Consider the following 19,794-nt stretch of genomic DNA (forward strand, 5'->3'; position numbering starts at 1 on the left):
TGGTTTAGAAGAAGCCGAGCTTCTTCGGGCTGTAGCTCACCAGCATGTTCTTGGTCTGCTGATAGTGGTCGAGCATCATCTTGTGGTTCTCGCGGCCGACGCCGGATTGCTTGTAGCCGCCGAACGCCGCATGTGCCGGATAGGCGTGGTAGCAATTGGTCCAGACCCGGCCGGCCTGGATGGCGCGGCCGAAGCGATAGCAGCGATTGGCATCGCGGCTCCAGACGCCCGCGCCAAGGCCATAGAGCGTGTCGTTGGCGATCGAGAGCGCTTCCTCGTCGGTCTTGAAGGTCGTGACCGAGACCACCGGCCCAAAGATCTCCTCCTGGAAGACACGCATCTTGTTGTTGCCCTCGAACACGGTCGGCTTGACGTAGTAGCCGCCCGACAGTCCGCCGCCGAGATCGTTACGCTCGCCACCGGCCAGGACCTTGGCGCCCTCCTTCTTGCCGATGTCGATGTAGGAGAGGATCTTCTCGAGCTGCTCGGAGGAGGCCTGCGCGCCGATCATGGTGGTCGGGTCGAGCGGGCTGCCTTGCGTGATCGCCGCCACGCGCTTCAGCGCACGCTCCATGAAGCGGTCGTAGATCGATTCATGGATCAGCGCACGGCTCGGACAGGTGCAGACCTCGCCTTGGTTGAGCGCGAACATCACGAAACCTTCGATCGCCTTGTCGAAGAAATCATCGTCTTCCGCGCAGACATCCCTGAAGAAGATGTTGGGCGACTTGCCGCCGAGTTCGAGCGTCACCGGGATCAGGTTCTGCGAGGCGTATTGCATGATCAGCCGGCCCGTCGTGGTCTCGCCGGTGAAGGCGATCTTGGCGATCCGGTTCGACGAAGCCAGCGGCTTGCCAGCCTCGAGGCCGAAGCCGTTGACAACGTTCAGCACGCCCTTGGGCAGGAGATCGCCGATTAGTTCGAGCAGCGTCATGATCGACGCCGGGGTCTGCTCGGCCGGCTTCAGGACGACACAGTTTCCGGCGGCGAGCGCCGGCGCGAGCTTCCACACCGCCATCAGGATCGGGAAATTCCACGGAATGATCTGGCCGACGACGCCGAGCGGCTCATGGAAGTGATAGGCGACGGTGTCATGGTCGATCTCGGAGATCGAGCCTTCCTGACCGCGGATCGCGCTGGCGAAGTAACGGAAGTGATCGATCGCGAGCGGCATGTCGGCGGCCATCGTCTCGCGGATCGGCTTGCCATTGTCCCAAGTCTCGGCAGTCGCCAGCTTCTCGAGATTGGCCTCCATCCGGTCGGCGATCCTGTTGAGGATCAGCGAGCGCTCGGCGACGCTGGTCTTGCCCCAGGCGTCCTTGGCGGCATGCGCCGCATCGAGCGCGGCCTCGATGTCGGCCGCATCCGAGCGCGGGATTTCGCAGATCGGAAGTCCGGTGACCGGAGAGACGTTGTCGAAATACTTTCCGGAATGGGGCTCGCGCCATTCGCCGCCGATGAAATTGCCGTAGCGCTTGGCAAACGGCGCCTTGAGCACGGACTGCATGTCAACCTTGTTCATGTGTTCCTCCGTTGGCACGCCGATGCACACGGCGTTGGGCCGGAACGCTCCGTCAAATCAGGCTTACAGAACAGGGGCCCGCCCTAACGGCCGCAGCGGAACTGTCGCAAATCTGAGACAGAGTGCGCCGCAAATTGGCGCAGGCGTGTCAGTGCTGCTGACGCTGGTTTGGACCTGCCAGGATGCGTTTCAGCGGTGCAGACCTAGCTGCTTGAGCTTGCGGTGCAGTGTCGCGCGCGACATGTCGAGGTCCTTGGCGGCCTTCGACACGTTGCCGCCGGCACGCGCCAGCGCACGCTGCAACGCTGCGCGTTCGGCGGACGCCAGGCCGCCGTCGTCGCGCGCCTCGCCGATCAAATCGGCCGCCGGCAATGGCCGCGCCAGCGACGCCGCATTGAGGCCGAGCGCGCGCCGCGCCGCGCGCGTTGCGCCGATCACAAGGTCGTCGCGATCGACCGCCAGCAGCGAGTTGACGGCACGCTCGCTCCTCGGTGTCAGCAGAATTCGCGCATCGGGAAACGCACGGCGAAAATTCTCGGCCTCGATCGCGCGCGCAGCGTCGGTGACCGTGGTCGCGATCAACCGAGAAAATCCATCGGTCAGGTCAGCCCGGCATGAGGACACGTCGAGCGCGGCGGCGAGCTCGCCATGCTCGTCGAAGATCGGCGCGGTGGTACAGAACAGGCTGGAATTTCGGGTGAAGAAGTGCTGCTCGCGGTCGATCGACAACGGTCGCTTCTCGACGATGCAGGTGCCGATGCCGTTGGTCCCCTCGTATTTCTCGCTCCAGACCGCGCCGGTCCAGAGCCCCCATTCGTTGAACGTCGCATCATCGGCCCCCGCGCCGCGCCGGTCGACGACGACGCCGTTGCGGTCCGCGAGCAGCACCGAGCAGCCGACCCCGCCCACGGCCAGGAACAGCCGATCGAGCGTGCTCTGCGCGACTTTCAGGAATTCACCGAGGCGCTGTTGCGCGGCGGAGATCTCAGCCCAGCTCAGACGATGCGACGGCAGGCGGCTCGCCGGATCGAGCGCATGCAGATGGCCGGACCGTCGCCACGACGCCGACAGGTCGGATGGCGCTCCGCCTCCGGCAAGCACGTCGAGAACCTTGTCCGTATGCATGACGCCCGGCGACCGGCTCATGCTTCCCTCCCTGCTCCCCGGGTTCCACAGACCCTCGGGAGCGCGGCGCTGTTGACGCCGGCACCCTTGTATTTTGTAGGATATAGCGCCCCCGATCACCGTTCAAGGGATGGGATTACGACCTTCGGACAGGTACCGGCAGGTCGCGTAGTTCACACGTTGGGGACAGCGCTCCCAGGAGGACGGCGTCTACTGGACCCGCGCGAGCACGGCGAGACGACGGATGCCCTTGTTACGGTAGGCGTCGAGGAAGGCGTAGTAATCCTTGAACGAGACGCAGCCGTTGGAGTCGCCGTTCGGACCGAGCATGAAGGTGTGCGCGAGCAGGCCAACGCGGTTGAAGATCTTGCCCTCGCCGCCGATCGGATTGAGCCGCAGCGCCGGCACGCCGTGGAACAGCGCTTCGCGCGGCTTGAGCTCGTAAATGTGCGGCGGCGTCACGCCGACCATCTTTAGATGCGAAGACCTGGGATCGTCGAGCCGGGAGCCGAGACCGGAATGCGCCTCGAGGCGGGTGCCGTCGGGCAGATACACGGTCCGCGCCGAGATGTCATAGACCGCGGTCTGGCGGTCATAGGGCGGCGAGCCGCCGAGCATCGGGTTCTGGTCCAGCGTCGAGGGGATGCTGCCGGTCACGTTGGCGTCGGCGGACGCGAAGGAGAGCAATCCGCCGCTCGACTCGCGCTTGCCCCACAGCTTCTCGACCATGGTCTGCCGCTCGCTCGAGGCGATCGACATCACCGCGGCCTTGGCGCGCGCGGCCATGTCGCGAACGCCGCCGGATTTCGCGGCCTGCTTGGCCTCGGCCGGCTTCGCCTCAGCCCCCTTGGGCTGAACGTTGGCGGTAGGATCGTTGAGCGCCACCTGCAGATTGGTGGCGGCCTGCTTCTTGGCGGTCTCGACCGACTTCGGTGCCGGCAACGGCTTCGATGTCTCGGCGAGTTCTGCCGTGGCCACCGCCCTCGCCGCTGCGACGACCTTGGGCGCGGCGGCCTGCTTGATCGGGTCGATCTGCGGCGCGGCGTCAGCCACGACGCTCGACGCCACACCTTCCGGCGAGGCGGCCGCAAACCGATCGTTAAACATAAGCGAAGGTGCCGCGGCTTCCGACTTCGCGACCTCGGTCTTTGCCGGAGCCACCGGCGCCGGCGTCACCGACGCGAACACCTCGTTGAACGAGGGTGCCGTGCGGGTGGCGACCGCAACGGGCCGCTTCACCATCGGCGCATCGAACGGCGCATTGCCGACCGACGGAAAGACGCTCGCCGCGAAGATGTTGGCGTAGACGGTCCAGGCGCAGCCAAGCACCAGCGCCGCGACGGCCGCGCTGCCAAAGAAATGCTGCGGGAGAATTTTTCTGGAGGATTTCTTGCGGCTCGGCGCCCCAAGAACATACGCACTCGCACTCGTACTCATACGCCCGGCGCTCAAAACAGGTCCACCTTTGTCCCCACACTGGATCTGCCGAACGACTTTCGGCTCACCGTCGCGCAGGCGGCACAGACGGCCATTAAGGCGACTTTTAGTTAAATGCGACTTAACCGGATGCGATCCCCTGCAACGCGGGAAGTGCCTGTGGCGTAGGGCTTTTTTAAGATGACATTGGACCGCCAAAACGGCTTTTTTGTCCCACGATGGGACATTCCGGCACGCCGTCTGGGGTGCGGCATACCGGAATAAATTCAGGGAGAATTTCCTTGCCGATCGCCCCGTAATCGCGCGGGGATCGGGCAAAAATCTCCTTCAGTAATTCAGCTTCGGATACCAGTCCGTGCCGCGCCCCTCGCGCGTGGTGTCGAGCAAGGTCCACAGCGGATCCATGTCCGGCGCGCCGCGCGGGTCCTGGCCGGGGTCCATCGTGCCCGCCCCCATTTCGCCGGCCCAGAAATGCCGGATCGTACCGTCGTCGCGCGTGAAGACGTTGTAGCCGGGCACGTCGCTGTCATCCTTGCTGACATAGTCGCGTGTGTAATCGCCCGACGCATCCGAGTAGACCTTGTGGCGCGTCCAGCCGCGCGCTTTCTTCGCCTCGATCAATCGCGCGATCGGCGAACGCGCCACGAACACGAACGACACGCGCTGCTCGATATCGGGCAGCTTCTGCTCCCATGTGCCCATGAACGACGTGCACATCGGACACGGCTTCTCGCGCTGCGGGCCGAACATGTAGCTGTAGATGATCAGCGTCTGCTTGTTGCCAAAGAGATCGGCGAGCGAGGCCGCACCGGACTCGCCGATGAACTCATAGGTCCTGGTCACCTCGCCGCCCGGCGGCAATGCGCGGCGCAGCTCGGCGACGCGCTCGATATGCCGCCGCAGCTCGATCTCCTCGACGAGCAGCGCCTGGCGCGCGCGGCGATACTCAGCGCTCTCATTGGGAACGCGCTCGGTGTTGGTGCTGGCGAGTTCGGCGGCGGGCTTGAGGACGGAACTGGTCATGTTGGAACCTCGCGTGATTGACGGGCTTCCTGGAAGACGACCGGGATCCGGACGATCCGACACTCAACGGCGACGATCTTATTGCAGTTCCGGCGGCGGCGAACGGTCGAACACCTCGCCCTTGGCACCCTCAAGCAGATCGAGCACGTAGGTCTCGATCACCAGCGGCCCGCGCATCCGTTTGGCCTCGCCCACCGTCTCGACATGGGTGAAATTGTCGCGCACCGAGGCCGGCATCGCCTGATCGACCTCATGCACATACAATAGCTTGCCGGACAGCTGCGCCGGGCTCGGCTCCGGCATATTGACCCAGCGAATGCGCTGGCCCTGCTGGGCGACGCAGCTGCCCTTGGGGAGATAGAAGGCGAGCCAGCCGGTGGTGCCGTAATCCGGCGCCAGCACGCAAGTGGCACCCGTCCGTACACGCGCCGCCTCGATCTCGTTGGCGAGCTCCTGCCAGCCGACACCGACGCTGCGCACCGTGGCGTCGCGGCGGTAGCCCGAGAGCAAACCGGTATTGGCTTGCAGGATCAGCAGCGCGAACAGCACGACGCCGGTGGGCGCGGCCCAGCGGCGGCAGAAATCGATCGTGCGCTGCTCGCGCGGCGCCCATTGCACCTGGATCGCGGCGACCGCGGCCGCCACGGCAAAGGCCGGATAGACCGGCGCGAACCAGTTCGCCTCGACCCGCGCATGCAGCGCGTGCCAGGTGAAGTAGACCACGATGGTCCAGAACATCGTGTTGACCAGCACCCGTGCCGGCATCGCGCCGGCGCGGCGCCGTGAGAGCGCATAAAGGCCCATCACGCCGAGAATGAAGACCAAGGGTGTCGCGAACGCGAACTGCGTCGGGATCAGCTCGGCGATGTAGGTCGGCCGGAAATCCTCGATCCGGGCGCGGCCCATCTGCTTGATGAACGACACCCATTGGTGATCGGCATTCCAGAGGATGACCGGCGCGAACAGGCCGGCCGCAACCAGGCCGCCGAGATAGAGCCAAGGCGAAAGATACCAGCGCCGCAGCTTGGGCACGACGGCAAGCCAGATCAGGATCGCCGGACCAAAAAACAGCGCGGTGTATTTCGACAGCAGCGCCGCGCCGGCGCTGGCGCCGACCGCAAGCCACCAGGCGCCGCGGCCGCTCTCCAGCACCTTTGCCAGCGCGTACAGCAGGAAGCTCGCCGTAACCAGCAGCGGTGCATCCGGCGTCACGATCAGCGTACCGACCGCAGCCATCAGCGTGACATTGAGCAGGATCGTGGCGCTGGCGGCAATGCGCTGGCCGCCGAACAGGATCTCCGCCGCCCGGTAGATCGCCCAGCTCATCGGCAGCGCGAGCAGGATCGACACCAGTCGCACGCCGAACGAGGTGTCGCCCGCGATCATGGTGCCGAGCCTGATCACCACGGCGACCATCGGCGGATGGTCGTAATAGCCGCCGGCCAGCGACTTCGACCACATCCAGTAATAGGCTTCGTCGAAGGTCAGCGGCGTCCATGCGGCGGCGGCCAGCCGCAGCACGACCAGCGCACACACCGCAAGCGCGGTGTTCCGGGCCAGCCGGGCCTCGTTCGGGTTCATGCCACCGTCATCGCTTGCGCCAGACGAACAGCCCGGACATCGCATAGTTCCAGACCACGCCCATCAGCGCGCCGGCCGCGCCCGCAAGCCACCAGATCGGCTCCTGGTCGTAGACCGAGAACGCGACGCCGACATTGGCGAGCAGGCCGACGCTGCACACCAGATAGAACAGCAAGAGGCCGCGCAGGATGCCAAAGCCCTTCAGCCGCTGATCGCGGTAGGTCAGGAAATTGTTGAGGATGAAGTTGCTGGTCATGGCGACGATCGCGCCGGCGGCCTGGGCCTCCGGGAACGGCGCCTTGAACAATTCCAGCGCGATGAACAGCACCATCAGGTGCACCAGCAGGCCGAGCCCGCCGACCGCTGCGAACAGGATGAAGCGCAGCGAGATCAGATCGTTGGTCAGCTTCGCCAGCACCAGGCCCAGAAAGTCGAGCGCAACCATGGAGTCGAGCTTGCTCTCGCCGTGCTGGCGCGCACCGAAGGTGAAGGGAATTTCGACCGTACGCAGCTTGCCTTCCGCGGTCGCCACCACGTCGAGCAGGATCTTGAAGCCCTGGGTCGAGAGCTGCGGCGCAAGCTGCTCGAAGCGGTCGCGGCGGATCATGAAGAAGCCGCTCATCGGGTCGGCGATCTCGACCTTCAGCGCGCGGCGCGCGATCTCGGTCGCGAACGCACTGGCGCCGGCGCGCTGCTTGTTGAAGCCGTCGGCCTTGTAGCCCTCGATATAGCGGCTGCCGACCACGAGCTCGGCTTCGCCGCTCTGCAGCAATGCCACCATCTTCGGCAGCTGGGTCTCGTCGTGCTGCAGGTCGGCGTCCATGACCGCCGCATAGGACGCGCTCGAGGCCAGGATGCCCTCGATGCAGGCGCCGGACAGGCCGCGCCGGCCGACCCGGCGGATGCAGCGCACGCGGGAATCCTTGCGCGCCAGCGCGCGCACCACGTCCCAGGTTCCATCAGGCGAATTGTCGTCGACGAAGATGACTTCCCAGGACACGTCCTTCAGGGTCGCGTCGAGCCGGCGGTACAGCACCGTGACATTGTCGCGTTCGTTGAAGGTCGGGACGACCACCGAAAGCTGCGGCAGACTTGCCGCCTGCGAGGAGGTTTCGGGGCCCGGCTTGATGGCTTGATTCATGAGCGCCAGCGTATAGCCGCAGCCTCCCCCGCTGCCAAGGCAGGCCTGCCCAAACACGGTCTCGGGAAGCGGGAAAACGGGGCGAAATACCCCTGAAAATGCCAACGACCACGAACAAGGGGCGCGCGTACATCCGGCGCAGCCGACATTGTCGTGGTCGTCCCAGCGCCGGAGCCCTGAAGCTCAACGTCGCCGTTATGAGCCAAATAGGAAGCCCCCATGCGGTTTGCAAGGGGCACCCCGGAGAGGGCCTTGGCGCTAGTTGTTCGGGACTTCCCGGATCACCGGGCCGCGCGGCACCGGGGCCGCCGGCGCCGCCTCGGCGGCAGGCGCCGCCTGCGGCTGGGCCGCGGCCGGCGGGGTCGGGTTACGGAGCTGGCTCGGCGACGGCCCGTAGATGAACGCCGCCGCCAGCGCGATCGCTGCGACCACTGCACCCAAGAAGCCTGCCGTCGATTGTGAGCGCATGCCGATCATCCCCTCGCCTGCGCGGATTGATATCAAAAATCGGCTCGCCGCAACAGGATTCGGGAACCTATTTCGCCGCGGCCTTACGCCGGGTGAAGGCGGTCACGATGTCCTTTTGCGCCAGCTCGATCGCACGGTTGGCGGTGGTCAGATTGGCGTCGGCATCCTGTTTCGGAAATTGCAGCGACAGGAAGTCGATCAGCGATACCCGAAAGTTCTGCCGCTCCGAGGGACAGACATTGGCGATCAGCGAACTGAACTCCTGATCGGACATCGCCTTGTTGCTGTCACGGGGATATTCGCGGGCGAGACAATTCCAGTAGGCGTCGCGGCCGGTGATCGCGAGCTTGTGCGCGTCGTCGACCTCATCAGCCATTGCAGCGGACGATGTGATCAAGAGGGCGGCCGCAACCAGCATGCGCATTGTTGTTCTCCCGTTTTTCGGCATCCTAGCCAACACCGGCGACCACGATAAGCACCGCCGCACTGATCTGGCAAACTGGCCAATCACGATTATTTTGACTAATCTCGATCCCCTTCCCCCTCACGATGAGTGCAGTCGTGGCCAAAGCTCCCACCAAGCCGACCAAGACAGACGCCAAGACAACAGACACCAAGACGACCAAGGCGGACGCAGGCAATATCTATATCGGCATTGGCGGCTGGACCTTCGAGCCGTGGCGTGGGGTGTTCTATCCGGAGAAGCTCACGCAGGCGAAGGAGCTGTCCTACGCCGCCTCGAAGCTGACCTCGATCGAGATCAACGGCACCTATTACGGATCGCAGAAGCCGGAGAGCTTTCGCAAATGGGCCAGCGAAGTGCCCGACGGCTTCATCTTCTCGCTGAAGGGGCCGCGCTTCGCCACCAACCGCCGCGTGCTCGCCGAGGCCGGCGATTCGGTGAAGCGGTTCTATGATTCGGGCGTGCTGGAGCTGAAGGACCGGCTCGGCCCGGTACTCTGGCAGTTCGCGCCGACCAAGAAGTTCGACGGCGCCGATTTCGGCAAGTTCCTCGAGCTGTTGCCACGCAAGCTCGACGGCCGCGCGCTACGCCACGTGGTCGAGGTGCGCCACGACAGTTTTTGCGTGCCCGAATTCATCGCCCTCATTCGTGAACACGCGGTGCCGGTGGTGTTCGCCGAGCACGGCAAATATCCGGCGATCGCCGACGTCGCGAGTGACTTCGTCTATGCCCGGCTGCAGAAGGGCAATGACGAACTGAAGACCTGCTATCCGCCGAAGCAGCTCGACGCCTGGGCCAAGCGGTTTCAGGACTGGGCTGGCGGCAGTGAGCCGGACGACCTGCCGAAGGTCGACAAGACTGCGCCGAAGAAGGCGCCGCGCGACGTGTTCGCCTACGTGATCCACGAGGGCAAGGTGCGCGCGCCCGCGGGCGCGATGGAACTGATCGAACGAGTGAAGTGAAGGCGTTAGCGATGGCGAAGGCGAAGCGGCTGTTCACCATCGGCTACGAGCAGACGCCGTCCAAGGCCGTGCTCGACGAACTTGAGCAGGCCGGCGTCAAGCTGCTGGTCGACGTGCGCGCCGTCGCCTCCTCGCGCCGTCCCGGCTTCTCCAAGACCCAGCTTGCCGCAGGCCTCGACGAGCGCGGCATCGGCTACGTCCACCTCCGTGGCCTCGGCACGCCGAAGAGCGGGCGCGAGGCGGCGCGCAGTGGGCAATACGCGCTGCTGCACAAGATCTATTCGGCGCATCTCAAGACGGTGCAGGCCAAGGAGGAGCTCGACGAGCTGTCGGCGCTGGTGAAGAAGTCCGGCCCGGTCTGCATCCTCTGCTACGAGCGCGACCACGAACACTGTCACCGCCGCTGGATCGCCGAGATCATCGAGGAGCGCGACGGGGTCAAGATCGAGAATTTGGCCGCGCCGCAGGTTTAGGCATGTACTCATAAAGCCGTAGACGGCGGCTCGTGACGGCCACGCATCGCGGCCGCGCGCTCGCGATCGGAAGCGGCGCTCAGTCCTCGGATGAGCTCGGCTTGATGTCGCCAACGACCATATCGCGCATGGCGCCTCGCAGGACGGCGACATTTTTCGCCCCGTTCAGCTGCTCGAACTCTCGCTGGGCACGCTGCCAATGCGGAGCGGCCTTGTCGTGAAGACGGCGGCCGGCATCGGTCAGCTCGATGAGGCGGCTTCGTCCGTCGGTGGGCGATGGCCGGATCCGAACGAGGCCGTCCCGTTCCAGGAAGCCGACCATCTTGCCCATGGCGGTCCGCTCGATGTCGAGCTGCTCGGCGAGCCCGTTGACGGCGGCGCTGCAGAGTTCGTTCAGCGCCGAGAGGGTGAGGAACTGCGTGATGCGCAGGCCAACCGGTTCGAGGTGAGCGTCATAGAAGCGCGACATCTGCCGGTTGGCCTTCCTCATGGCGAAGCAGTTGCATTGATCGATTCCCAGAGGCCTATTCACCGGCAACACTCCCTGTCGTTCTCGTTTCCATCGCGGCCCGCGCCGCGACTATAGGCGCGGCGCGGGCGCAGCGATATTCTCAAAACCCTTGCGGCGGCGTGATGTAGCCCGGCTCCTCGGCCGCAAGCGTGCTCTTCAGCACCGCCGTTCCCTTGTCGGCCATCACCTCGCTCTTGCCGGCGACGAGGGCGTCGTAGGTCTGGCGCACCACGTCCTCGGGGCTCGACTTCGGGACGTCAATTCCGTTGGTCAGGTCAGTGTCCACGAACCCGACATGCAGACCGAGAACCTGAACGCCGCGTTCGCGCAGATGAAAGCGCACCTGGTTGGTGTAGCTCCAGGCCGCCGCCTTGGACGCGGCATAGGGCGCCAGAATCGGCCGTGGCAGCCACACGATGTCGGAGAGCACGTTGATGATGGCGGCGTTCGGCTTCGTCGACAAGATCGGTTCGAAGGCCTGCGTGACGCGCACGACGCCGTAATAGTTGGTGTCGAACATGCGGGCCGATTGCGCCGCGACGTCAGCCGACAGAGGCCCGTCGATCAGAGCAGCGATGCCGGCGTTGTTGATCAGCATCGTCGTATCGGCCGCCAACGCAGCGGCTGCTGCGATCGATGCCGGATCGGTGACGTCGATCTTCACGGGGATGATGCCGGGCTCATTGAATCCATCGGTCTTGCGCATGCCCGCATAGACCTTGGCGGCTCCGCGGCGGTGTGCCTCGCGTGCAAAGGCGAGACCGAGGCCGCGATTGGCACCAGTGATGAAGACGGTTGCATTCTTGATATCCATGACACTCTTCCTTTCCAGATTTGGATGCCAGCGGCTCATTTGCGCTGCTGGCCCGTTTTCAACTCAGAGAAAAAGACCTTCCCGTAGCTGTGTCGAAAGCCGCTCGCGTAGACCGGTGGCGAGTGCGAGCACTGCGCCAAGCGGACTCATTCGCACGCTGACGCGCGGGACTGATCCGTCCGGGTTATGGTCGACGATGACGGCCGCGCTCAGCTTCTCCCCGCTGTTGAGAACGGCCTCGTATTCAAGAAACAGCCGGGAGCCGACGTGCTGCACAAAGGTCGGCGTTTGTGACGCGTAGAAGGCTCCGACGGCGTCGACGACGCGGCGGATGTCATCGCGTCCAGCGACAGGACCGCGCAGCACGGAGCTGACAAGCTCTGCATCAGCGGTCAGATCGTCCAAGAATGGATGTCGCTCGGCTTGTGGGTGGGACATTTTCAAACCCCATGCTGGCTTCGATCGTGCTCAGGCGAACACGGCGCGGTTCTGCGCGATGAAGTGGCGGACCGTGAGGGGCGCTGTTCCTGTGATCTTCTCGACGGCATCGTTGGTGCCCGAGAAGATGCCCTCGCGATAATTCTGGGCGACTTCGACCAGGTGCTGCACCAGGAACGGAGGAAACTTGTAGAGCTTTTCCATCTTCTCCTTGAACACCGCGATCGACGTCGGCGCGTATTCGATCTTGCTGCCGAGCACTTCGCTCATCTCGGCGGCGATCTCGGTGTGGTTCATCTCCACCGGGCCGTGCAGCGGATAAATCTTGCCTTCATGACCTCTTGGCTTGGCCAGGAGATGGGCGATGACACGGCCTTGGTCGTCGCTGGCGATGGGCGCGTGGCGCCCGTTCTCAAACGGAAATTCGATCTTCTTCTTTGCCCAGATCTCCTTGCCGAAATGCGGGTAGACCAGCCAATCGGCAAAGAAGGTCGGGCGCAGATGCGTCGTCGCCACGCCCGACCAGTCGAACACGCGCTCCGAAACCCAGTGATCCTGCGCCGCATGGCTTGCGGATTCCCGGCGTGCCGAAATCTGAGACATGTTGACGATGGCGGAGACGCCGGCCTCCTTCGCGGCCTGTGCGAAATAGGCGGCCGCCCCGATGATTCCCGGCGCGATCGGATGGAGAAAATATGCGGACTGGATGCCTTCCATGGCCGCGCGAATGGCATCGATGTCAGTGAAATCGCCGATCGCGATGTCGACTCCACGCTGCCTCAGAGCCGCTGCCCGCTCGCCGTCGGAACGCACGTAAGCACGCACCGTCTTGCCCATCTTGAGCAGTTCGTCGACGGCAGCACCTCCGGTTCGTCCGGTCGCCCCACTCACCAGAATAGTTGCTTCCCTCATGGCAACGCTCCTTTGTTGATATGAGAGCATATGCTCTTATAGGCCTGAAAATAGGTGCATATGCCCTTAAGTCAAGGCGTTTGTTTCGGCACCGGGCGTGGCGCCGTTCACATCGCCGTGTGGTCGCCAGGAGGGGCCGACATCAATGACGGCTCTGTCGGGAGAGCTGTCGGACATCAGAGCAATTTCGTCGATTGGCTCGCGCGTTACGAGAAACGCGCCTCGCTCGGGGCCACGACGAGGGCCAAGGTCAAGGACAAAGCAGGCTCGTCGAGATATCGGCGCATGGCCTTTCTCAGACCCCGTGCAATGTCCGCGCCTTCACCGCTGTTGGGGATAAGCAGATGTCGCGGACTGATGAGGAACGCCCTAGCTCTCCGCGCCCCGGAGATTCAGCGTCCCCTGCATCATCTGCACGCAGGCCCCACCGACATGCGCGGATATGACTGCGCCGTGCTGCTTGCGGACGCGGGTCAGCAGCAGGCTCGGCCGGCCCATGTCAAACCCCTGCCCGACCGTCAGCTTCAGAGTGCCGTCGCGGAGCGGATCGAGCGCCGCAAGCAGCGCGGCGGCGGCGACTGTGGCGCTGCCGGTGGCGGGGTCCTCGATCAGGCCGCTTGATCCCGGAAAGAACATCCGCGCCTGCAGATCGCAGGGCGCCTCCGCGGCGGGGACATCGCGGGTGTAGAAATACGCGGAGAACGCGCCGTCACGCGGGAAGAAGCCGCCGAACGCCGCCGCATCCGGCTTTGCCCGCCGCACCGCATCGCGCGATGCGACCTCGAAGACCAGGAATGGCGTTCCGACGCTCACCACCTGCGGCGGCTGACGATCGGTCCTGACGTCGTCGGCCGTGAGCGAGATCAGGCTCGCGACCTCGGCGGCGGAGAATTGCGCCAGCCGCGACAGCGGCTGCGGCGCGGTCAGCTCGGTGGCAACGACCCTGCTGCCCGCTCGCGTGATATCGACCGGCACGAGCCCCGCCTTCTCCTCGAACACCAGACGTGGCTTCGGCTCCTTCGCAAGCTGCGCCAGCACGAAGGCGGTGCCGACATTGGGATGCCCGGCAAACGGCAATTCTCTGACCGGCGTGAAGATGCGCACCTGGGCGTCGTTGGCCTTGTCTTGCGGCGGCAGCACGAAGGTCGTCTCGGAATAGTTGAACTCGGTCGCGATCGCCTGCATCTGCGCGGTCGACAGCCCCTCGGCGTCGAGCACCACGGCGAGCGGGTTGCCGCCGAAGGCGCGGTCGGTGAAAACGTCGACAGTGATATAGCGCCGCTGCATCTTGCGTGTCCTTGTGCCCCGGTCATCCGCGACCGATGGCGTCATCGTAGCACGGCTGCAACGACGCCATTCAGAGCACTCGGTACAATCACGCGCGAGCTAGAAGCGAAACAACGCACGCGGCGATGCGAGCACGCCGGCGCGCTCATCCGCATCCGTGACGAGCTCGTCGAGGAATTTGCGATTCTTCGCATAGTTCTGCGTCGCCTCGAATTGCGTGTGCGGCCAATCGCTGCCCCACAACAGCCGGTCGATGCCATAGGCTTTGCGCAGTAGCGGATAGGCCTGCTTCGCGAACGCCTCGCCGGCCGCGCCGTTGCGATACGGCGCCGAGATCTTGACCCAGACATTGCGCGTCGCGCCGAGCTTGAGCACCGACTGGAATCCGGGATCGTCGATGCCGAGCTTCGGATCGGGCAAGGCAAAGTGGTCGAACACGACCTTGACGCCCTGGTCGAGCAGCTTTGGCGCGAGCGTTGCAAGATCACTGGCGTTGCGCTGGATCTCGACCTGCCAGTCGAGCGCCCGGATCTCTCCCAGCAGTGCCGTCCACTCCTGCGATGTCAGATCGGGCAGTGTCTGGCCGACCAGATTGAGACGGATGCCGGCGACGCCGGCACGATCGAGCTCACGAAGCTCTTGCGCGGGAACCGTGGGATCGACCACCGCGATGCCGCGCAAGCGGCCATTGGTCGCCTTCAGGCACTCGACCAGATAGGAATTGTCGGTGCCGAGAAAGCTTGGCTGCACCAGCACGCCATTGGTGATGCCGTTCTGGTCGAGCTGCTGCAGATAAAGCGCGAGCGGCGCGTCGTAATCGGGCGCATAGCGGCGGCCCGGCGCGAGCTTCAGCCCGCGATGGAAAACGTGGGCGTGGGTATCGATCGCCACTTTCGGCATCTCAGCCCTCACCCTGCTCGCCAATCCGCTGGCCGACAGCGCGGCAACCATTCCCGCGGCAAACCGGCGCCGCGTCAACCCATGTTGGTCCGATGTCATGATCATTCGTCATCATCACGCGCGTGTGGCGGCGGCCTGCTCGAAAACCTTGCCGCGGGTTTCCGGCAGCATCAGCACGGCGATCAGCACCAGCGAATAGGCAAACGCTGCGTCGATTCCGATCGCGGCACCAAGGCCGATGTGATCGCTGAGATAGCCGACCAGGAAGGGAAACGCCGCGGAGACGATGCGGCCGAAATTGTAGCAGAAGCCGACGCCGGTGCCGCGGACGCCGGCGGGGTAGAGCTCGCTGAACAGCGCGGCCATGCTGGCGGGAATGCCAGCCGAGAAGAATCCGAGCGGAAAGCCCAGCACCAGCATCTGCGAATTGGAGAGCGGCGCGAAGATGTAGACCAGCACGGTCACGACGCAGGCGGCTGCGAACAGCGTCACGTTGGCGCGCCGCCCGATCCGGTCGCTGATGATTCCGGAGACCACGCAGCCGCAGAAGAAGGCGACGATGATGACGGCGAGATAGGCACTGGAACCGAGCACCGAGAGATGCCGCTCCTCGCGCAGGAACGTCGGCAGGAATGTCGTCAGCGCCGCATAGCCGCCATGGGCGCCGATGCCGAACAGGCCGCCGATCAAGGTCGAGCGCAGCACGTCGCGGTGAAAGATTCCGGCGAGCGTGGCGAAGAACGGCGGCTCGGCTGCGCGCAGCGCAGTGCGCGGCGGCTCCTTCAATCCGCGCCGGATGTAGAGAATGAGCAGCGCGGGGATCAGACCGACTGCGAACAGGATGCGCCAGGCAATATCAGCCGGCGCATAGGTGAACACCAACGCCGAGAGCAGCACCGCAGCACCCCAGCCGACCGCCCATGCGCTCTGCACGGCGCCCAGCGCCTTGCCGCGATGCTCGGCGCGAATGATCTCAGCCATCAGCACCGCGCCGCAGGCCCATTCGGCGCCGAAGCCAACGCCCTGGATTGCCTTCAGCACGACGAGCTGGGTGTAGTTCATCGCGAAGGCCGAGGCGAAGGTCGCGAGCGCAAAGGTCGCCACCGTGATCTGCAGCGCTTTCACCCGCCCGAAGCGATCGCCGAGCGCGCCGCCGAGCCAGCCGCCGAATGCGCCGAAGAACAGCGTGACCGATCCGAGCAGACCGGCATCGGCCTTGCTGATCCCGAACGCGGTGATCAGCGCCGGGATCGCGAGGCTGAACATCTGGACGTCGAGCGCATCGAGGCCCCAGCCGCCAAAACTAGCCCAGAAGGTGCGCCGTTCGAGCGGCGAGCATTCGCTATACCAGTTCACCATCGTTCCTCCCTGAAATGTCTTGTGTTGTTTTATTTGTTTGCCGCGCTCATCTGATCTCGGCGTGGTAGCGGAAGCGATCCGCCGGCCCGCGCGAGCGGCGCCATTCGATCGGCCGTCGCTCCAGGTCGAAGGCCAGGCGCTCGATCACGATCAGCGGCGCGTTAGCCTCCAGCCGTAGCAGGCGCGATTGCATCTCGGTCGCGATCTCGACCGTGAGGATTTCATCGGCTGACACCACGACCTGGCCGCAGCGATCCTCGTAGAGCGGATACAGCAAGTCGCCGAACTCGGCCGTGTCGAGCGCGAGGATCGCCTCGAAGCGCGATCGTTGCAGCCAGATTTCCTCGGCGAGCAGCGGCACGTCGTCGATCAGCCGCAGGCGCGACAGGCTGATGACGGGCTCGCCGACGGCAATACGCAGCGCCGAGGCCACCGCGGTGGTCGCCGGCATCGCCTTGCGGCGCAGGATACGGCTTTGCGGCACGCGGCGCTCGCCGCTTTCGGACTGGAAGCGGAAGAAGCGGAACAGCGAGGAATTGAATCGGGCACGGCGCACGAAGGTGCCGCGGCCCTGCTGGCGCTCCAGCACGCCGTCGCTGACCAGCTGATCGATCGCCTTGCGCACGGTGCCGATCGCGACGCCGTAATGCGCGCCGAGCTCGGCCTCGGAGGGGATCAGGTCTCCGGGACGCCATTCATTGCGATTGATGCGCGCCGCGAGATCGTCGCGGAGGCGCTGGTAGCGCGGCAGGCGGTCGTCGAGGGCTGAAGTCATCTAGTCATCTATATGAGTATATGACGCCTCGTCAATCGCTACCTTAATACCTCAAACGGTTAGGTGTTGCGCCCTACCCCAATTGCCAGACCGACACCGGGTGCTCGTAACCCCGCACCGGGATCTCGCCGCGCGAGACGGCGTCGGTGCAGTCGTCGCCGAGCGCGTCGCGCACCGCGGACGAGATCAGGAATTGCGAGCCGAGCTCCTTGTTGAGCGCCTCGAGCCGGGCAGCGAAGTTCACGGTGTCGCCGATCACGGTGTATTCCTTGCGCCGCGGCGAGCCGATATTGCCGGCCACGACCTCGCCGATATGGATGCCGATGCCTATCCGCAGCGGCCAGCTCGACGCCGCGTTGGTGCGCTCATTGGCGGCCAGCATCTCGCGCGCGGCGGCGACCGCTTGATGCGCGGCGTCGCCGGTCTCGAACGGCGCGCCGAACAGCGCCAGAAAGCCGTCACCCAGGAACTTGTTCACGATGCCGCCATGGCGATCGAGGATATCGACCAGCACGGCGAAGGCGCCGTCGAGCCGATCCACCACCTCCTGCGGGGAGCGCGTGCGCGCACCCGCGGTGAAGCTGCGGAAATCGACGAACATCACGGCAACGCGCCGGATGTCGCTGCCGGTAGAAGCGCCCTCCGTCATCAGACGCTCAACCACCTGCGGCGAAACGTGCTGGCCGAACAAATTGGTGATGCGGTCCCGCGCGGTGCCCGCGATGATGCTGGCACCGAATTGAATCCGCAGCTGCCTGCCGACCGCGCCGGCGAGGACTCCCGAGACCAGGATCACGACACTGCGCGCTGCGTGATAGAAGAAGTCCGGCGCGGGATCGAGCGTCCCCTCGGGACGATAATACATCGCCATCCAGAACAGCTCCGAAGCCGCCACCAGGCCGGTAAAAGTCGACAGCCAGAAGTCGAGCCGCAAGGTCGAGGCGATGATGAAGATGAAATAGACCAGCGGAGCGACCCAGCCGAGCGCCGCCACCGGGCCCATGCTGTCGATATGCAGCGCGAGCGCGACGGTCGGCATCGACGTCTCGATCAGGACGCCGATATAGCGCCTGAACACCGGCAGGTCGCGCCCCTGCTTCATGTGCCTGCTGATCGCGCCATGCACCCACAATTCGAACAGGATGAACGGCGCAATGACCGTATAGATGTAGGACGGCTTGAAATTGCCGTGCCAGACCCGAGCCAGCGCGTCTGGAGCCGTAAAGTAGATCGTCGAGGTGATCACGGCGAATGCCAGGGCAATGCCGATCAGCACCTTGATGCGGAGCAGCTCGGTGGTCATCACCTCATGCATCAGGGCGTGATGGAAATCGGCGGATATAGTCGTTTTCCGTGTCGTCTCCTCGCCACCCCACCAGCCAGCCATCGTCATCGCCCCGGTCACCATGCCAAAATGACGCTCTGCATCATTCTGCCTCAATCGAGCGTGCGGCGGAAGCGCGTTACGGCGACGGTCATCGCGAACAGCATCAGGGCGACCAGCGCGATGGTGTCGTATTGTAGGTTCTGCATCGCCGCGCCCTTCAGCATGATGGCGCGGACGATGCGCACGAAATGGGTCAGCGGCAGCCCCTCGCCGATATATTGCGCCCAGACCGGCATGCCCGCGAACGGAAACATGAAGCCGGACAGGAGGATGCTCGGCAGGAAGAACATCATCGAGAGCTGCATCGCCTGCAACTGGTTCTGCACGATGGTCGAGAACGTGTAGCCGATCGACAGATTGGTAGTGATGAACAGCGTGGTGAGCAGCGCCAGCAGCGTCAGGCTGCCGAGCACCGGCACGCCGAACAGCAGGATGCCGATCGCGATGATCAGCGTCGCCTGGATGAAGCCGACCAGCACATAGGGGATGATCTTGCCGAACATCACCTCGACCGGCTTGATCGGCATCGACAGCAGGCTCTCCATGGTGCCGCGCTCGATCTCGCGCGTCACCGACAGCGCGGTGAAGATCAGCATCGTCATGGTCAGGATGGTTCCGACCAGGCCGGGCACGATGTTGAGGCGCGAATCCGCCGCCGGATTGTAGCGGGCATGGGCGCGGATCTCGAACGGCATGTCAGGGGGATCGCCGATATGCAGGTCATGCGCCAGCGCGGTCTGCACCAAAGGCCCGAGCGCGCCGAGCGCCGAGCCTGCCGCCACCGGGTCGGTGGCATCGGCGGCAACCAGCAGCGCCGGCTTGTCGCCGCGCCGCACCGCGCGCTCGAAGCCACGCGGGATCTCGACACCGAACAGCACCTTGCCGGATTGCAGCAGCTCGTCGAATTCCTCGACGGTATGGACCTCGCGGACGAAATGGAAATAGGCGGTGTTCTCCATCGCTTTCAGGATCGAACGGCCGAGGTCGGTATCCTCCTGGGTCAGCACCGCGGTCGGCAGGTTGCGCGGCGTGGTGTTGATGGCGTAGCCAAACAGCGTGAGCTGCATCACCGGCAGCATGATGATCATCGCGAACGAGACGCGGTCGCGGCGGAGCTGGATGAACTCCTTGACCAGCATCGCGTAGCTGCGCCGCCAGAAGCCGAACCGCGGCTCCCTCGCCTCGCTGGTCTGCATCGTGTCGGTTGCGTTCATGG

General features: G+C 64.7%; 20 protein-coding genes. 2 read left to right on the top strand and 18 right to left on the bottom strand.

The window, feature by feature from the left end:
- Positions 1-4 precede the first annotated feature (4 nt).
- The 8 genes from adh to JQ616_RS14360 all read right to left on the bottom strand — a co-directional run bounded on the left by adh (position 5) and on the right by JQ616_RS14360 (position 8,721).
- Entirely contained in the window at positions 5-1,522 is a 1,518-nt protein-coding gene (adh, locus tag JQ616_RS14325) for an aldehyde dehydrogenase (RefSeq protein ID WP_212015298.1), read from the bottom strand.
- Positions 1,523-1,711: 189 nt separating this feature from the next.
- A complete protein-coding gene (locus JQ616_RS14330) occupies positions 1,712-2,668 on the bottom strand; it encodes a GAF domain-containing protein (RefSeq protein WP_212015299.1) in 957 nt (318 codons plus the stop codon).
- Positions 2,669-2,857: 189 nt separating this feature from the next.
- Complete coding sequence (locus JQ616_RS14335) at positions 2,858-4,084, bottom strand: DUF2778 domain-containing protein (protein ID WP_249136783.1); 1,227 nt, start codon at positions 4,082-4,084, stop codon at positions 2,858-2,860.
- A 327-nt stretch (positions 4,085-4,411) separates the two neighbouring features.
- The gene (locus JQ616_RS14340; RefSeq protein WP_212015300.1) at positions 4,412-5,107 is read right to left on the bottom strand and encodes a DUF899 family protein; all 696 of its coding nucleotides are present in this window, start codon (positions 5,105-5,107) and stop codon (positions 4,412-4,414) included.
- Between the two features lie 78 nt (positions 5,108-5,185).
- A complete protein-coding gene (locus tag JQ616_RS14345) occupies positions 5,186-6,688 on the bottom strand; it encodes a glycosyltransferase family 39 protein (RefSeq protein WP_212015301.1) in 1,503 nt (500 codons plus the stop codon).
- Positions 6,689-6,695: 7 nt separating this feature from the next.
- Positions 6,696-7,829: a glycosyltransferase gene (locus JQ616_RS14350; RefSeq protein WP_212015302.1), complete on the bottom strand. Its 1,134-nt coding sequence runs from the start codon at positions 7,827-7,829 to the stop codon at positions 6,696-6,698.
- Positions 7,830-8,087: 258 nt separating this feature from the next.
- Positions 8,088-8,297 (bottom strand): hypothetical protein, encoded by a 210-nt coding sequence (locus tag JQ616_RS14355; RefSeq protein ID WP_212015303.1) that lies wholly within the window; start codon positions 8,295-8,297, stop codon positions 8,088-8,090.
- Between the two features lie 67 nt (positions 8,298-8,364).
- On the bottom strand, positions 8,365-8,721 hold the full coding sequence (locus tag JQ616_RS14360) for a hypothetical protein (RefSeq protein WP_212015305.1): 357 nt from the start codon (positions 8,719-8,721) through the stop codon (positions 8,365-8,367).
- A gap of 137 nt (positions 8,722-8,858) precedes the next feature.
- Here JQ616_RS14360 and JQ616_RS14365 point away from each other — a divergent pair, with 137 nt between their 5' ends.
- Together JQ616_RS14365 and JQ616_RS14370 are read left to right on the top strand one after the other, a co-directional pair.
- Entirely contained in the window at positions 8,859-9,722 is an 864-nt protein-coding gene (locus tag JQ616_RS14365) for a DUF72 domain-containing protein (protein WP_433995968.1), read from the top strand.
- 11 nt (positions 9,723-9,733) lie between these two features.
- Complete coding sequence (locus JQ616_RS14370) at positions 9,734-10,195, top strand: DUF488 domain-containing protein (RefSeq protein ID WP_212015307.1); 462 nt, start codon at positions 9,734-9,736, stop codon at positions 10,193-10,195.
- A gap of 79 nt (positions 10,196-10,274) precedes the next feature.
- Here the strand turns inward: JQ616_RS14370 and JQ616_RS14375 are convergent, their stop codons facing one another.
- From JQ616_RS14375 to JQ616_RS14420, 10 genes are all read right to left on the bottom strand, one after another.
- On the bottom strand, positions 10,275-10,664 hold the full coding sequence (locus JQ616_RS14375) for a MarR family winged helix-turn-helix transcriptional regulator (RefSeq protein WP_433995969.1): 390 nt from the start codon (positions 10,662-10,664) through the stop codon (positions 10,275-10,277).
- Positions 10,665-10,806: 142 nt separating this feature from the next.
- Positions 10,807-11,520 carry an SDR family oxidoreductase gene (locus JQ616_RS14380; protein ID WP_212015311.1) on the bottom strand — a complete coding sequence of 238 codons (714 nt, stop codon included), beginning with the start codon at positions 11,518-11,520 and terminating at the stop codon, positions 10,807-10,809.
- A gap of 63 nt (positions 11,521-11,583) precedes the next feature.
- Positions 11,584-11,925, bottom strand: coding sequence for a hypothetical protein (locus tag JQ616_RS14385; RefSeq protein ID WP_249136787.1), 342 nt, complete (start codon positions 11,923-11,925; stop codon positions 11,584-11,586).
- Positions 11,926-11,988: 63 nt separating this feature from the next.
- Positions 11,989-12,870: an NmrA family NAD(P)-binding protein gene (locus tag JQ616_RS14390; protein WP_212015315.1), complete on the bottom strand. Its 882-nt coding sequence runs from the start codon at positions 12,868-12,870 to the stop codon at positions 11,989-11,991.
- A gap of 369 nt (positions 12,871-13,239) precedes the next feature.
- On the bottom strand, positions 13,240-14,157 hold the full coding sequence (locus JQ616_RS14395; RefSeq protein ID WP_212015317.1) for a PhzF family phenazine biosynthesis protein: 918 nt from the start codon (positions 14,155-14,157) through the stop codon (positions 13,240-13,242).
- Positions 14,158-14,256: 99 nt separating this feature from the next.
- The gene (locus JQ616_RS14400; protein ID WP_212015319.1) at positions 14,257-15,156 is read right to left on the bottom strand and encodes an amidohydrolase family protein; all 900 of its coding nucleotides are present in this window, start codon (positions 15,154-15,156) and stop codon (positions 14,257-14,259) included.
- A gap of 15 nt (positions 15,157-15,171) precedes the next feature.
- On the bottom strand, positions 15,172-16,416 hold the full coding sequence (locus JQ616_RS14405) for an MFS transporter (protein WP_212015321.1): 1,245 nt from the start codon (positions 16,414-16,416) through the stop codon (positions 15,172-15,174).
- A 46-nt stretch (positions 16,417-16,462) separates the two neighbouring features.
- Positions 16,463-17,191 carry a GntR family transcriptional regulator gene (locus JQ616_RS14410; protein ID WP_212015323.1) on the bottom strand — a complete coding sequence of 243 codons (729 nt, stop codon included), beginning with the start codon at positions 17,189-17,191 and terminating at the stop codon, positions 16,463-16,465.
- A 73-nt stretch (positions 17,192-17,264) separates the two neighbouring features.
- Positions 17,265-18,584: an adenylate/guanylate cyclase domain-containing protein gene (locus tag JQ616_RS14415; RefSeq protein ID WP_433995970.1), complete on the bottom strand. Its 1,320-nt coding sequence runs from the start codon at positions 18,582-18,584 to the stop codon at positions 17,265-17,267.
- Positions 18,585-18,628: 44 nt separating this feature from the next.
- Complete coding sequence (locus JQ616_RS14420) at positions 18,629-19,792, bottom strand: ABC transporter permease (RefSeq protein WP_212015327.1); 1,164 nt, start codon at positions 19,790-19,792, stop codon at positions 18,629-18,631.
- Positions 19,793-19,794: the final 2 nt, after the last annotated feature.

The sequence above is a fragment of the Bradyrhizobium tropiciagri genome, from assembly GCF_018130545.1.
Lineage (GTDB): Bacteria > Pseudomonadota > Alphaproteobacteria > Rhizobiales > Xanthobacteraceae > Bradyrhizobium > Bradyrhizobium tropiciagri_A.